Genomic DNA, 15,288 nt, shown 5'->3' on the forward strand with positions numbered 1-15,288 from the left:
AATGATAGGTACTAAAGGAGAACTTATATTAAAATATTTTTTGTATTTCCAATGTGATGCTATGTTTGTGATAAGGAATATTTAAGCTATTGCTGTTCACCCGTTGATAGTTATAGCTTAATGTTGGCACTATTCCCATGAATTGAATACGGGGTGACCAGATGGATGTTGAGAATTGTGTTTCTCGATCTTGCCGTTTGGCATTACCACTTAACCCCCAATAAAATGGCGCTTTGTAGTATTTTTGTTCACGAGCAAGGCGTAAACGGACACCAATATTTTTGTTTTGATAGCCTATATTGAGATTCGCCCGATATTTTATATACCGATCTTGTGGATAAGCGGTAGCATATTTTTTACCTATATCAACGGAAATGCCGGCATACCATCTTGAGTTAATGTTCCAAGAATTGCTCAACGCTAAATTTTGCGTGTAGTTTGTGAGATGTTTATATTGTTTCTGCCGATACCTTTCAGTGGCATAATTAAATGCAATTTTACTGCGAAAATAGTTGGTCCATTGATATTGCCAACTGGTTGTTATACCAAAATGATTTGTATAGGGCTTTCCTGAAAAAATGCGTAATCCTGAATAAGGTTCTAGTGTAAATTGATGATGATAATTTGCATAGCCGAATGGTATTGTTATTCGCCCATAAAAATCATTATATTGGTGGTAAGTGCGGTATATTTTTCCGATAAAATCGCTTTGCCATTGTGTATAAAAACCATTTGGCATAAAAAAAGTTTTTCGATTTCCAAATTGATAGCCTAATCCTTTATCCGCAAGTTTTTTTTCAAATGAAAAGGCACCGATTTTTTGTTTATCTGGCGCATTATTAATATTTTTATCATTGAGAAATTCAATTGCAATATAGTGTTTCCAGGCTTTGCGCGATTGGAGGTATTGATCGATTTTTTCTAGTTGAGTAATAAATTGCGGGGAGGATGTCGTTGTTAAATGCTGTTGAACAAGTTCAGTAGCTTGCCAAATTTGTTGATTTAGTAGAAGACTATCAATATGGTGAAAAATGGCTTTTTCCGAATTAGGGTAAAGTGTTTCTACTTTTGTAAACTCTGTTATAGCTAGGGGATATTGTTGTGCTGATTTTGCTACGAGTCCTTTTGCATAAGCGATGATAATTGGATTTGGATGAGTACTCGTTTCATAGACAGGAAGAATTTTTTTGAGTAGTGGAATATGTTCCTGCGCAATCGCAAGATTTATCACTTTTTGTAATAATTCTGGCGTATGGCGTAATTGTTCTGCCTTAATCTTAAGAGGCATTGAAGAGGTTTTTGGGGTTTCCTGCCAAGAGGAGGAAGAATTAATATGGATTGGCTCATAATTTAATTCTGGCGCTTCTTTTATATCTATGTTTTGTGGTAAAGCACAGATTTTACTCGATAGAATAAGGGGAAGAATTAAAAATGTTGTTTTTTTCATTTTACTTATTACTCAAGAAAATGCAGTATGCCTGAATGTCATACTGCATTTAATAACCTATTAGAATTTAATTTCTAGTCCTGCGAAGAAGTTACGTCCTGGGGCGGCCACGACAGAATAGTTTGGCGTGTCTAAATTCGTTTCTAAACTGCCATTCCATACTGTTTGTCGAGCGGATTCCCAAGTCACATAGCGGTAATTAAATAAATTATAGATCCCTGCTCGGAATGTCATATATTTATTAAATCGATAATGCCCAGTGAGATCGGCAATGATCCAAGATTTGGTTTTAATGTGAGAACGGCTTTCTTCTATCACACCTAAAGGTGAACTATCTTGGGCAACCAATTCTCCACTATCTTTGCCTTTGGAATAGGTTGTAACGAAGTTAAGCCCCCATTTTTCTTCTGGTGAGAGGTAAGAGATTCCATAGACCACGCGTAATGGTTGAATAGAATCAAGGGAATATGCTCTTCCTTCATATCCTTCAGGCATTTTGGCTGGTCCGCCAATTTGCTGCGTTTTACTAATTTTAGCAAAGAGATTAATTCCTTCAGGAAAGCGTTCCCATAAACTATATAGATCTAAATTGGCACTAATATCATAGCCACGTACTTTGATATCTTGCGTATTGTAATAGAATAGATCACCTCGTCCTTGCCCTGTAGGTTTTTTTAAAGAGGCAAGAGCAATCATATTTTTATAGGTCGCCCAGAAATAACTGCTTTTTAGGCGTAATGCTTTGTATTCAAATTCTGCACCAATTTCTTGATTGCGTGAGTACTCTTTGTCTAATTTTCCTTGGATTGAATGTCCATAGGCATTGAGATCAGGACCTAGCTGTTCATAAACAGAAGGGATTCTAAATCCACTACTATTACGATAAGTAAGGGCTAATGGTTCGATAATTTGATATTTTATACCCAGATCCCAAGAGAGGTTTTGGTATTTACTTTGTTTGAATTGAATAGAGCGTTGCTGTTCCTCAAGGGTAGGGTTACCTTTAAATTGATAGTGATCATAACGTAATGCACTAGAGATAAACCATTTTTGTCCTAGCGTGATAGAGTCGCTTATACCTATAAAATAATGGCGACTTTTTATTGGACTAATTGGGTGAAAATCAATATGGTGTTTACCAGCAAATTCACGAGGTCCTGAGCCGACACGTTTATAAATGATGTCACTAAAACGATCATAATCATAAAAATGATGCTTACTCAATATCGTGCCGAGAACCACGCGGGTATCGTGCCCTGTTTCTCCCCATTCCCAGAGTTTATTCAAATTGAGATCGAAGCGATAGTCTGTTTGTTTGCTATTAACAATATGATGCCAAGATTTTTGCCCTTCTTCAGTTGCCCAGCAATTCGCATCTACGGAAGGCCATTTGGCACAATTTAACCGCTTCACTTCTGATTTCATAATCAGATCACGTTTATCAAAACGAACCACCGCAGAGTTTACCCAAGCTGCTTCATCTTTTGCATCAAAACGGTACTCTAATCCAATTCTATTGTTTTGATGAGTATCAAAATAAAATTGCGAAGGGGTATATTGAATCCGTTTTGTTGAGATTTCATCATAGAAAGGGGATTCAGGGTAGAGTACACCATTAATCAGATGCTTTTCTTGACCATTATAATAATTTGGACGTTGCATTTCCCGCATTTTATATTGTTGCTTAGTTCGATTTAGTACAATGCCCAAGTAGTGTTGAGGGGTAAAATGCCAACCAAATTTACTCAGTAATGAATGACTTTCATAATCGAGTGGATTAGGAATACGACGACGTACGCCACTTACTTCTTCCATACTGACCCAACGCCCTTTTTTATTCATAATAGGATCGACAGGATCAGCGTGATTCGCAATGAAAAGCGTGCCTTTATAAAGATCTTTATGCGCTTGAATTTCATGTCCATTACGATGAGAATATTGCACAAACCCATCGAACTTCCCCGCTCGGAAAGCTAAACCACCGCTATATAATTTTCGCTTATCTTTGGAGGTATAGTCTGTTTTAAAACGACCGCCTATGGATTGATCGGGCTGTAAGAAATCATCAACATTCTTCGTTTCCATTGATACAGCACCACCTAATGCCCCACTACCAGATTCAGCAGATGATGCGCCTTTTCTTAGATCAAGTAGTCGAAGATCTTCATATTCCACATCATTTTTTGCTGAACCGGATAACATTGAAAATGTACCGCTTGCATCATGTCTTTTCAATGTTGATGAAGCACCTAATCCATCTAGATCAATAGCGACTCGATCTTGATCAACTCCACGTATAGAAAACCCTCTAGTGGTTCCTCGTCCTCCCGCTTCGGTGATTGAAATACCGGGATCGTAGCGTGTGATATCACGAATATTTTCTATTTGTTCATTTTGTATTTGAGCCTGATTTTTACGTACTTCCCCTAAGCCAGAAACATTTTGCTTCTGTTTTTCAAATTTCTCTTTAATATGAATTGTTTCTAGTGTTGTAATCTCGGACTCTTCTAACGCCTCTTGCTGATTTTCTGCTTGAACATAAAGTGCGGTACAAAAAAGACAAAAAACGAGATTCATTTTATTTATGAGAGAAATGGTATTCTTTGCTGACATCATTCTTTCCTTTTATTGTTGAATTTGTTTTCCACCAAAAACGGCACCAAAAGTTTTGTCTTCTTTAATTACCGTTCCGCCAATTTCATTAGCGTTTGTACCGTAAAAATGACCTGATACATCTGCCTCACCTGTAATAACGGCACCGGAGCCGGTAATATTGCCATCGTGTACAGCTAGATTTGCTTTTCCATTAAAGCCATTTTCAGTAATAGACAAATTCTCAAATTTTACTGCTGAAGTTCCGCCATTATTTTTTAATTCACCAGAGACTTGGCGAGTCGCAAAATTTGCCGTAAATTCTGCATCTTGATAACGTCTAGATACATTAGCCGCTTGACCTTTACCAAAGCCATACCAATGTCCGTGATACTTTACTTCACCCGTTACAGGGATTTCAGAAATAGGTGTAACATAGCCTTGAACAAACAGATTGCCTCGCTTCTCGGTTTTATTATCTGCCTGTTTTATTTCGTGATTTTCAACACCAAAACGTAAAAAATTAAAATCTCCACAGCATATATTATCTGTATTAGTAGTATCTAAATTAACCAAAATGCCGTCAATTTGAAGCTTATTAATATCACCAGAGAAATTTTGTGATTGCGGTTTATTTTCAGAAAAGGTGTTACTATCACCTTTATTGGTAAAAGGTAAAGTTTGAGCATTTAGGTGTTTACCGTCAGTTTCAACGGCTTCTTCTTCTGAATTTTGCTTAGCAGCAAAAACACCTGCAAAATGATTATCTTCTGACCATACCCGCCCAGCTAATTGTTTTGCTTTTTCACCCGCAAAAGAGCCTAATACCTTTGCATTTTCAGGTAGCGGAGGGTTATTATTTGCATCATTAGCAAAAAGCGTGGTTTGACCATTTTTTGTGGCATTACCACGGAAACCGTTTTCTGTAATCGTTGCGTTAATGTCATAAACAATTTTTTTATCATTTCTATCAACCGCATCTAATGTTCCCGTTACCGTTTTATTTGAGAAATCAACGGTGAAAACCGCTTTATTTTGTTTTAATGTTCCACCAGCTTGTTTGCCTGTTTCGTAGTATGAACCACTACCGCTACCTTTTTGTGGCGTATAGGTTGCATATTCCCAAACACCACTATAAGTTGCCTTTCCTTTCATTGGCATATCCATCGTTTTTTCACGAATGGCATAAAAAATATTGTTATAGCTTTGGCTTCTAGGAAGTACTGTTTTCGGGTCTTGTTCAATTAATTCAATAAAACCGACTTTGACATCACCATATTCTGTGATTTTGAGGTAAATATAATTGACACGATCTTCTGTGGAATAAAAAACTAAGGTTTTCCCTTTTTCTTGATCTTCTATAGGGAAGACTTGTGAGATATCTTTTACCGCTCTTTTCCATACTTTCTTACCATTTTCATCAATAACTTGAATAGATTCGGAACGAGCCTGATGATCGTGGGTTAGAGGATAATCACCTTTAAATAATAGGACATCATAGTCTTTAGGATTAAGGTTGGTACGTGCATCGGTAATTACTCGTTTTTGGCTTTTTACATCTTCAAAATCACTATTCATTACACTACCATCGCGACCCGGTCCCCAAGGGGTTGTAGCTACCCAGCCCATTTCACTCAAGTCTTCTGGGGCAGGAGATTCTAATTTTTTGCCATTATTTTCGGTAACATAATTAGGCTTAGAGGGTTGATTATCTTTGACAACATTGGGTGGGTTAGCATTCTCCACGTCAAAGCCTCCACCACCAGAAGCACAGCTTATGCAGAATAATGAGGTGAGAGTACATAGAACGGTTTTCTTTATTTCCATAAAATAACTCCTTATTGGTAATAGTTCTCATTAATATTATTATAAATAATAATTATTATCAAAAACTATTTTTCAAATAAAGAAAATTTTCTGAAATGCTTTTTCAATAATGGTTTGTTTGATGTTTCAATATAAAGGAGATGAGAGATAATTACTAAATTTCAGGAATAAGAAAGATGTGGCGTAGTAAGGTGCATAGCGAAAGAGCTATGCACCAAAAAGGGAAATGAATATTATGAGGTTGCAATCCCTTTATGCCTTAATAAAGCATCGAGTTTAGGCTCACGCCCTCTAAAGTGTTTAAATAATGCCATTGGCTCTTCCGAACCACCACGGGTAAGAATTTCATCTAAGAAAGATTGCCCTGTTTGTGGGTTAAAGATACCTTCTTCTTCAAAACGAGAAAATGCATCGGCTGATAGCACTTCGGCCCATAAATAACTGTAATAACCAGCGGCATAGCCTCCAGCAAAAATATGGCTAAAGCTATGTGGGTTTCTTGCCCACTCAACACCTTTCAGCACCGCAACTTCTTTTTTCACTTGCTGTAATATCTCTAAAATTTGATTCTCTTGGTTCGCATCAAAATAATGATGTAAACGGAAATCAAATAAGCCAAATTCAAGTTGTCGTAAAACAAACATTGCTGCTTGGAAGTTTTTCGCTTTGAGTAGCTGTTGCAATTTTTCTTTTGGTAGAGGCTCACCGGTTTCATAATGTCCTGAAATAAAGGCAAGGGCATCTTCTTCCCAGCACCAGTTTTCTAAGAATTGGCTTGGTAATTCCACGGCATCCCAAGGTACACCATTGATCCCTGCCACATCGGCTACATCAATTTGTGTTAGCATATGATGAATGCCGTGTCCAAATTCGTGGAATAATGTGGTCACTTCATCGTGGGTAAAGAGAGCAGGTTTATCACCCACAGGCGCATTAAAGTTACAAGTAAGATAAGCCACAGGATGCTGAATAGTGCCGTCTGATTTACGGCGACGACCGACGCAATCATCCATCCACGCCCCGCCACGTTTATTTTCACGAGCATAGAGATCTAAATAAAAGCTACCACGTAGTTGATCTTGGCTATCAATCAGATCAAAGAAACGTACATCATTATGCCAAGTTTCCACATCAAAACGCTCAACGGCACGAATATTAAATAAACGTTTAATCAGCTCAAATAAGCCAGTCAGTACGCGATCTTCAGGAAAATAAGGGCGAAGTGCTTCATCATTAATCGCATATAAATGTTGTTTTTGTTTTTCGCTATAAAACGCAATATCCCAAGGTTCAAGTGCGGTGATATTAAAGTGCGTTTTACAAAATGCGTTTAATTCGGCTAATTCTTGCTGTCCTTGCTCTTTTGAACGGCTTGCTAAATTCTCAAGGAAATCCAATACTTGTTGCGGGCTTTCAGCCATTTTGGTAGCAAGGGAAAGTTCGGTGTAATGCTCAAAATCAAGCAATTTTGCTAATTCCACACGCAAGGTTAAGATCTCTTGCATAATGGCAGAGTTATCCCATTTGCCTGCATTCGGGCCTTGTTCTGAAGCGCGCGTAACGAACGCGCGGTACATCTCTTCACGCAATTGGCGATTTTCACAATACGTCATCACTGGCAAATAGCTTGGAAACTCAAGGGTAAAGCGATAACCTTCTCGCCCTTTGCTTTCTGCGGATTGTTTTGCGGCTTGTAAAGCACTTTCTGGCAAACCAGCTAATTCATTTTTATCTGTGATCACTTTATCCCAGCCCATTGTGGCATCTAGCACATTATTGCTAAATTGCGAGCTTAATTCAGATAAACGCGCCACGATTTCCCCATAGCGTTTTTGTTTTTCTGCTGGAAGGGAAATGCCCGAGAGTTTGAAATCACGTAAGGCATTATCAATGGCTTTTTTCTGTGCCACGGTATAAGTTGCATATTCTGGGCTGTTTTTGAGTTGTAAGTAGGCTTGGTATAAACCTTCGTGTTGCCCTAACCAAGTGCTATATTCGGAAAGCAATGGCAAGCAGGCTTGATAGGCTTCACGCAATTCAGGGCTATTTTTTACTGCATTTAAGTGGCTGACGGGTGACCACGCTTTACTTAGGCGATCACCACTTTCAGTGAGTGGTTCAATAAAATTCTGCCACGTTAAGTGCGGTTGTTTTAAAACTTGCGCGACGGTATCTCGATTTTCTTGAATTAATTGGCTAATTGCAGGTTGAATATGTTCAGGTTTGATGTGCGAAAATTGCGGTAAGGTCGTTTCGCTTAATAGCGGATTTGGCATAACAGCTCCTTGCTTTTTTATAGTGTTTTTCATTGCATAACAAATAAGGGGCGATTTTATAATATCAAGGTTGAGAAATCTAAAAAAAATATGGATAATTGAGAATTATTTTTATTTGGAAAGAAAAATGAAAGCTATTTACATCATTTTAGGATTTATTTCGTTAGCACTCGGCATTATTGGCGCATTTTTGCCCTTACTACCGACGACACCTTTTTTATTACTCACGGTATTTTGCTTTGCGCAAGGTTCTGAACGTTTACATAATTGGATCATTCACACGGAACTTTATAAAAAGCATTTGCAGTCTTTCAGTGAACAGCGTGCATTAACGTTAAAAACCAAAATTCGGATTCTTATTTTATCCACCACAATGCTGGCAATTGGGTTTTATTTTACCCCTACCATTTTTGGTAAAATCGCCATTTTACTCGGTTTGATCATTCACTACTGGGTGTTTTTCTTTTGGATTAAAACGCTGAAAGAATAACCCGTTATTAAAGAAAGAATGATTGGTAATAAAGGGGCATTTTTGTATAATGCCCCTACTTTTACCTGAGTTTTTAAGCCAATGCCATCATTGAACATTTCAACAATTTTACCAAGTGCGGTGTTTTTTTGCGTTATTTTCGGATTAACCGGTTGCGATAAGCCACAGCAGGTTACCACGCCTCATCCTGCACAAACCACGACAACACCAACTGAGCCTGAAGTGCGTATTCCTCGCTTAGTTCGTGGCGTTTATGGTGATTTAGTGATTTCGCCAGACAAACTACAAAATGATGAACAAGCCACTTTTTTGCGTGATATTCTAGAAGGTCTGGTAATTTACGATCCGCACGGCAATGTGATTCCTGCCGTTGCTGAAAGCTGGCAAACCAAAGATAATAAAACTTGGATATTTACTTTGCGCGAAGCGGCAAAATGGTCAAATGGCTTACCTGTTACCGCCGAAGATTTTGTACAAAGCTGGCGAAAATTAGCGACTTCAAATAATCCACTGAAAAAATACTTAGCTTTTATCAATATTCAGCACGCGACCTCTGTGATACAAGGGGAAGCGGATGCTGCTCAATTAGGCGTACAAGCCCTGTCTCCACAGCAATTACAAATCACCTTAGAAAAAGCGATCCCCTATTTACCCGCAATGTTGGCACACCCTGTGCTATTACCGCAGTCTTTTGCCGAACAGCAAGGCTTTGTGAGCAATGGGGCTTATTATGTGAAAAATCAGCAAGGGGATGAAATTCATCTGGCACAAAATCCTTATTATTGGCAAGGTGAGAATGTGGCATTCTCTTTGGTTGATTATAAAAAACTCACGCCAAATCAAGAACTGACGGGGATTGATATTGTTGTTAATCCAACGCATCGCAATGTACAAGTGACGTATTTTCCGAAACTTTGCACTTATTATTATGAATTTAATTTTAATGATCCAAGGCTGGCTAAAAGTGCGGTACGAAAATCTCTTGTTTTTTTAGCTTCAGCCCGTAACTTAGTACGGGGTGAACCGCAGGCTCGTCTGGCGAGTAATCATTTTCTTCCCATTTCAATGCAAGGTGAGCCAGAGAATGCGTGGTCGCCCGTGTTAGTGGAACAGCTTTTACAGCAAAACGGGATTACCGAAAAATCGCCTCTCGTGTTGCGTTTAACTTTTGACCAAGAAGGGATTAATCACACCATTGGGCAGCGTTTAGTGCAAATGTGGTCGCAATCTGATCTCATTCATATTCAAGCCGATCCTGTGCCTTGGCAAACCTTATTGGAAAGACGTGCGAAAGGTGATTTTCAAATTATTCGCTCAGGCTGGTGTGCGGATTACAATGATCCTTCGGCATTTTTAATGAATTTTTATTCCAAAAATCCAGACAATAAATCCGCGTATCACAACGAAAAAGTGGACGCGTTACTAGAACAGAGTTTACAGCCTATTTCTACGCAAAAACGCACCGCACTTTATCAGCAAGTAACTCAATTATTACAACAAGATAATGTGGTTTTACCCGTGTTTCAGTATACCACTCCCATTTATCTTAGCCCTAATTTGCAAGGTATTGATCGGCAAAATCCAACCAATGTGATTTATAGCAAGGATTTAAAGCGGGAGTATTAACATCAGAGGAAAGTGAAATCACGTTGTAAAAATCATTTCCCTAATTTTGCTAATTTGCGAGGCATTTAAACCATCACCGTTAAAAAAGCTCTTGAGCCAGTTCGTTTGCGTTTCGAGTTTATTCGGGTGATGCCTTTTTTCTAGGCTATTTAATTTTGCTTTAGCACGATCAATATAGCTTTTTAATTCTGTTGATTGGGCAGGGGAAAAATCTACCATTTTGATCAGGGCTTTAATCTCTTTTTCAGCAAGATTTTCTGATTTTAATAACGCATTGATACAATTATATTGACTTTGCGGTTTTTTCGGTAAGCTTCTGGGAGAAATCGCATTTATTTTATCAATGTGCTTCTGTATTGTTGAGGCAAATTCAGCCATATTTTTAGTTTGGCTATTATCTCTTGGATTTGGATTACTTAGAATGTCATTTATGCTGTCTAATCGCTTAGCCTGTTTGATCCGATCTTTTATGAGGTAATAATGAATGATCGAATCGAACCCTTTATCTTTAGAAATAATATAAAGGGAATTAAATTGATATTCTGTTGTGATACGCGCCATCTCATCAACAATAATAAAATCTAATGCATTTTTTCCTGATTTCGGACATTCAATAATACGGCAATTTTTTTCGAATCTTATCAAAGAGGTTACCAATGTAACAGGCAGGGATTTTTGATTTTCACCAATACAAAGCACAATAAAATGATCATTTGGAGATAAATGGTCTAATGCTGTCGGTTGGATATTTTCATAATCAATAAAAATCAATTTCATCTTATCCCTCGATAAAAATTAATTGGCAGGTGCAGCTTCTTCCACGGGGGCTGGCTGAGAGCCTAAAGCGGAGGGGGTTAACACATCCCACAAGCTCGGCTGTTTCGGTTCTGGTGCAACTTCGCGAGGGGCTGAACAGAAAGATTGGTTACCATCTGTCCATACAGGAATTTGCCGTACATTGCCACAATCCCAACCTCCATAACTATTAATACCAACCCATTTAATGCCTGCTGGCGTGGATGGATGTAAGGTTTTCGCCTGCGTGCGTTGTAGATAGTTTTTATATACCTGCAATGCCCCCGTTGCTCCTGTTAATCTTGTTTCGCCATTGTCATCACGTCCAAGCCAAACCGTGGCGACATTTTCGCCGTCAATCCCCACAAACCAAGTATCGCGCGCAGAGTTTGTGGTTCCCGTTTTTCCTGCTAAACGTAAATGGGCGAATTGGTTTTGCAAACTGCGGGCAGTGCCGCGTTCTACTGTTTGTTGCATAGCAAAAAGCGTTTCATAAGCCGCTTGTGCCGGAACAACTTGGTTTGGTTGCGTATTTCGCTGATAAATTAATTCCCCTTTTTGATTTGTAATGCTATCTACTGTTGCAAGGGGAATGGTTGCCCCTTGATTGGCAATTGTTTGGAATAATTTCGTCACTTCATAGGGGGAAATTGAGTAAGATCCCAACAACATTGCCGGGACTTTAGGAATTTTTACTTTATCCCAGCCCATCGCTTTTTGGGTTTCAATCACTTTGCTTAGTCCTACTTTCATTCCAATATTTACTGTAGGAATATTTAACGATCGTGCAAGTGCATCCATTAACATCACAGAGCCACTATAACGACGATCATAATTCCGCGGTTGCCAAGGCGGGCTACCTTTAGTATGAATGGTAATCGGCTGATTTTTAATCGGCGTATTTAAACGAAATTCGCTAGGTTCAGTAAGTGCGGTTAAATAAATAGAAGGTTTTACGAGTGAGCCAATTTGACGTCTCGCATTTAATGCACGGTTAAAACCCGCATAGTTGGTTTGCAAACCACCCACAATGGCTTTGATTTCACCCGAATGATAATCTGCCACGATCATTGCAGACTCTAAATAAGGATTTTTATATTTCAACTGTAATTCAGAAACGGCATTAATCACTGCTTGTTCAGCATAATGTTGCTGTTTAATATCTAACGTAGAGAAAATGCGTGTGCCAGATAAACTACTTGCACGATTTTCGCCTAATTGCTGGCGAAGTTCGGCTTGCAAGGTTTGAATAAAAGCAGGATATTTACGGTTAATTTGTCCCCGTTTTTGCACGCCAAGCGGACGTTTGCTCAACATCTCATACAGCTCTTGCCCAATTACTTTGTGTTCAAGTAATAAACGTAACACCACATTACGGCGCTCAAGCGCATTTTCAGGATTGCGCCAAGGATTATATAGCGAGGGGCCTTTTACCATTCCTACTAATAAGGCAATTTGATCCAAATTGATCTCACGAATTGAACGGCCAAAATAAAAATGGCTTGCTAATTCAAAACCGTGGATTTGCGTATTGCCGTTTTGTCCAAGATAAATTTCATTAAGATAGGTTTCCAAAATACGGTTTTTGTCGTAACGCCAATCTAAAATGAGTGCCATTAGCGCTTCATTGATTTTTCTTGTGAATGTACGTTCGTTAGAAAGGAAAAGATTTTTAACCAATTGCTGCGTTAAGGTACTTCCCCCTTGCACGCGATGGCCTGCTTGTAGGTTTGCCACAATGGCTCTTGCAATACCTAAAGGGCTTATCCCGTCGTGTTCATAAAATCGGCGATCTTCGGTTAAAAGCAAGGTATCAATCAATAATCTAGGATAATTTTGTAAAGAAAGGGTTAAGCGTTCTTCATTTTCTGATTGCAACATTGCAATTAATTTGGGAGCGAGAGAAAATTCATCAATGGCTTTTACATTAACTAAATCTTCTATTACCGCTAATTTGTTGTCTTTAAAGCGTAAACGGAAAACACGTTGGGCTTCAGGGTGAACAGGAAATGGAAAGGCGCCACGCAACAAAACGAGGGTATTGTCTTCAATTTTGAAATCACCTGGGGCGGCAACCATCGTGGTTTGACGATAATCGTTTTCTAATAAACGTTGTTTGACCTCATTGAGGCTTAGCCCATCAGATAATTTAATGGTATCTATTTTGCTATAAACTTCCGCGGGTAACTGCCAGATTTGCCCATCCATTTTGGTGCGGATTTGCCCATCTAAATAAATTCCGTAAAAAGTAATGTAACAAGCCAGCACAAACGCGATTTTAAGCAAAAAATGACGAAAACGCTTTTTTCGCGAAGGGGAGGCTGTTTCTTTTGTTTCTGGTGTAGGATTGCTTTCTGACATTACACATTATACCTAGTGATCTGGCACGAATTTTAGCGCTTAAAGGATAAATAAGATTGTAAAAACTGTTCAAAATCTTCCAAGCCACAGAAAGCGAGGCTTTCCTCATCATAGTAATGAAAATCTGGCTCAAGTTCTTGTTGTTCATCAATAGCAAGATTATTCGCACGAATCATCACTTCATCAGCACTGACAAATAGGCTATATTCAGTGCCAAGTAATTTGAAATCCTGTGTTGGCGCTTGGCGAGCTTGATTGATAAGAGAAAGTGCGGTGGAAATTAGCTGAGAATTTGACCGCACTTCGGTATTTAACCAATTGGCTAAAGCCTCGTGTCCCATTGAACATTTGGCTGAAATTTGTCCGCCTTGGGCAAAAAATTGATAATCCATTTTGAGTGATTAGGTTAGATACTGAACGATGAACCGCAACCACAAGTCGTTGTCGCATTAGGGTTATTTACCACGAAACGAGAGCCTTCTAGTCCTTCCGTGTAATCCACTGTGCCACCAATTAAATATTGCAAGCTCATTGGATCAATGACTAACTGCACGCCTGAATTCTCAATAGTGAGATCACCTTCATTCACTTTTTCATCAAAGGTAAAACCATATTGAAAACCGCTACAACCACCGCCTGTGATATAAACGCGTAATTTAAGCTCGCTATTTTCTTCTTCGGTAATCAAGGCTTTTACTTTATTGGCCGCCGCATCGGTAAAGGTTAAAGGAATTGCCATCTCTGTCATAATTTATCTCGCTTGTATCCTTGTCAATTTTAAGTTGGCTATTATCTAATAACCAAGTAAACCATTCAAGAATTTATCAAGGATTTTTCAAGGGAAAGGTGGTAAAATGCCGCACAAATTTTTGTCAAGGAGAAGTTATGGCAATTCCAATTAGAACAGAACAAGAAATTGAAAAACTGCGCGAGGCCTGTAAATTAGCCTCTGATGTGTTAGTGATGATCGAACCTTATGTAAAAGCGGGTGTTACCACTGGCGAGTTAGATCGCCTGTGCCACGAGTATATGGTGGAACAACAAAAGGTGATCCCAGCTTGCTTAGGTTATCACGGTTTTCCTAAAGCAACCTGTATTTCCATTAACGAAGTGGTGTGTCACGGTATTCCCAGTGAAGGAAAACAACTAAAAAATGGCGATATTGTGAATATTGATGTCACGGTGATTAAAGATGGCTACTATGGCGATAATTCCAAAATGTTTATCGTTGGCGAGACAAATATCCGTAGCAAAAAATTGGTGGACGTAACACAAGAAGCATTATATATCGGCTTGCGTACAGTAAAACCGGGGATTCGTTTAAGAGAAATTGGCAAAGCAATCCAAAAATATGCAGAGTCGCAAGGCTTTAGCGTTGTGCGTGAATATTGTGGACACGGCATTGGTACCGAATTTCATAATGATCCCCAAGTGTTACATTATGACGGAGATGATGGCGGTGTGATCTTGAAAGAGGGAATGGTTTTCACCATTGAGCCGATGATCAACGCAGGCAAGCGTGAAGTGCGTTTAATGGGCGATGGATGGACGGTAAAAACTAAAGATCGCAGCCATTCTGCGCAATTTGAGCATCAAATCGTGGTTACCGCAAAGGGTTGTGAAGTAATGACAATTCGCAAGGAAGAAGAAAAAGCAGGGCGTATTCAGCGGTTTATGGTGAATGTATAATCTACGGGCGAACACATCGGTTCGCCCCTACGATTTATTAAGTCATCAATATAATGTAGAGGTAGACCTATGTGTCTGCCCGCATAAGGTTTTCTGAACAGCAAGCAGAAAAATAGAAATGGGCGAACAGATCGGTTCGCCCCTACGATTTATTAAGTCATCAATATAATGTAGGGGCAGACCTA

The 15,288-nt window shown here is 39.0% G+C and carries 11 protein-coding genes; 3 read left to right on the top strand and 8 right to left on the bottom strand.

The window, feature by feature from the left end:
• Positions 1 to 28: 28 nt before the first annotated feature.
• From L5B90_RS08360 to prlC, 4 genes are all read right to left on the bottom strand, one after another.
• The gene (locus tag L5B90_RS08360) at positions 29 to 1,447 is read right to left on the bottom strand and encodes a surface lipoprotein assembly modifier (protein ID WP_250363459.1); all 1,419 of its coding nucleotides are present in this window, start codon (positions 1,445 to 1,447) and stop codon (positions 29 to 31) included.
• Positions 1,448 to 1,507: 60 nt separating this feature from the next.
• Entirely contained in the window at positions 1,508 to 4,063 is a 2,556-nt protein-coding gene (locus tag L5B90_RS08365; RefSeq protein ID WP_265762639.1) for a TonB-dependent hemoglobin/transferrin/lactoferrin family receptor, read from the bottom strand.
• A 9-nt stretch (positions 4,064 to 4,072) separates the two neighbouring features.
• Positions 4,073 to 5,866: a transferrin-binding protein-like solute binding protein gene (locus tag L5B90_RS08370; RefSeq protein WP_250363457.1), complete on the bottom strand. Its 1,794-nt coding sequence runs from the start codon at positions 5,864 to 5,866 to the stop codon at positions 4,073 to 4,075.
• A 233-nt stretch (positions 5,867 to 6,099) separates the two neighbouring features.
• Positions 6,100 to 8,142 carry an oligopeptidase A gene (gene prlC / locus L5B90_RS08375; RefSeq protein ID WP_265762640.1) on the bottom strand — a complete coding sequence of 681 codons (2,043 nt, stop codon included), beginning with the start codon at positions 8,140 to 8,142 and terminating at the stop codon, positions 6,100 to 6,102.
• A 127-nt stretch (positions 8,143 to 8,269) separates the two neighbouring features.
• Between prlC and L5B90_RS08380 the strand changes: the two genes are divergently transcribed.
• Entirely contained in the window at positions 8,270 to 8,632 is a 363-nt protein-coding gene (locus tag L5B90_RS08380) for a YbaN family protein (protein ID WP_250363455.1), read from the top strand.
• Positions 8,633 to 8,713: 81 nt separating this feature from the next.
• Positions 8,714 to 10,258, top strand: a complete 1,545-nt coding sequence (locus L5B90_RS08385; protein WP_265762641.1) for a peptide ABC transporter substrate-binding protein — start codon at positions 8,714 to 8,716, stop codon at positions 10,256 to 10,258.
• An 18-nt stretch (positions 10,259 to 10,276) separates the two neighbouring features.
• Here the strand turns inward: L5B90_RS08385 and L5B90_RS08390 are convergent, their stop codons facing one another.
• From L5B90_RS08390 to erpA, 4 genes are read right to left on the bottom strand one after another with little or no spacing between them, the layout of a single operon-like run.
• Positions 10,277 to 11,035, bottom strand: a complete 759-nt coding sequence (locus tag L5B90_RS08390) for a PIN domain-containing protein (protein WP_265762642.1) — start codon at positions 11,033 to 11,035, stop codon at positions 10,277 to 10,279.
• Between the two features lie 18 nt (positions 11,036 to 11,053).
• The gene (gene mrcB, locus L5B90_RS08395) at positions 11,054 to 13,414 is read right to left on the bottom strand and encodes a penicillin-binding protein 1B (protein ID WP_265762643.1); all 2,361 of its coding nucleotides are present in this window, start codon (positions 13,412 to 13,414) and stop codon (positions 11,054 to 11,056) included.
• A 32-nt stretch (positions 13,415 to 13,446) separates the two neighbouring features.
• Positions 13,447 to 13,806: a YacL family protein gene (locus L5B90_RS08400; protein WP_265762644.1), complete on the bottom strand. Its 360-nt coding sequence runs from the start codon at positions 13,804 to 13,806 to the stop codon at positions 13,447 to 13,449.
• Between the two features lie 14 nt (positions 13,807 to 13,820).
• The gene (gene erpA / locus L5B90_RS08405; protein ID WP_268738983.1) at positions 13,821 to 14,162 is read right to left on the bottom strand and encodes an iron-sulfur cluster insertion protein ErpA; all 342 of its coding nucleotides are present in this window, start codon (positions 14,160 to 14,162) and stop codon (positions 13,821 to 13,823) included.
• A 137-nt stretch (positions 14,163 to 14,299) separates the two neighbouring features.
• Here erpA and map point away from each other — a divergent pair, with 137 nt between their 5' ends.
• Entirely contained in the window at positions 14,300 to 15,103 is an 804-nt protein-coding gene (gene map, locus L5B90_RS08410; RefSeq protein WP_265762645.1) for a type I methionyl aminopeptidase, read from the top strand.
• Positions 15,104 to 15,288: the final 185 nt, after the last annotated feature.

Source organism: Avibacterium sp. 20-129 (genome assembly GCF_026226845.1).
Taxonomy (GTDB): Bacteria; Pseudomonadota; Gammaproteobacteria; order Enterobacterales; family Pasteurellaceae; genus Avibacterium.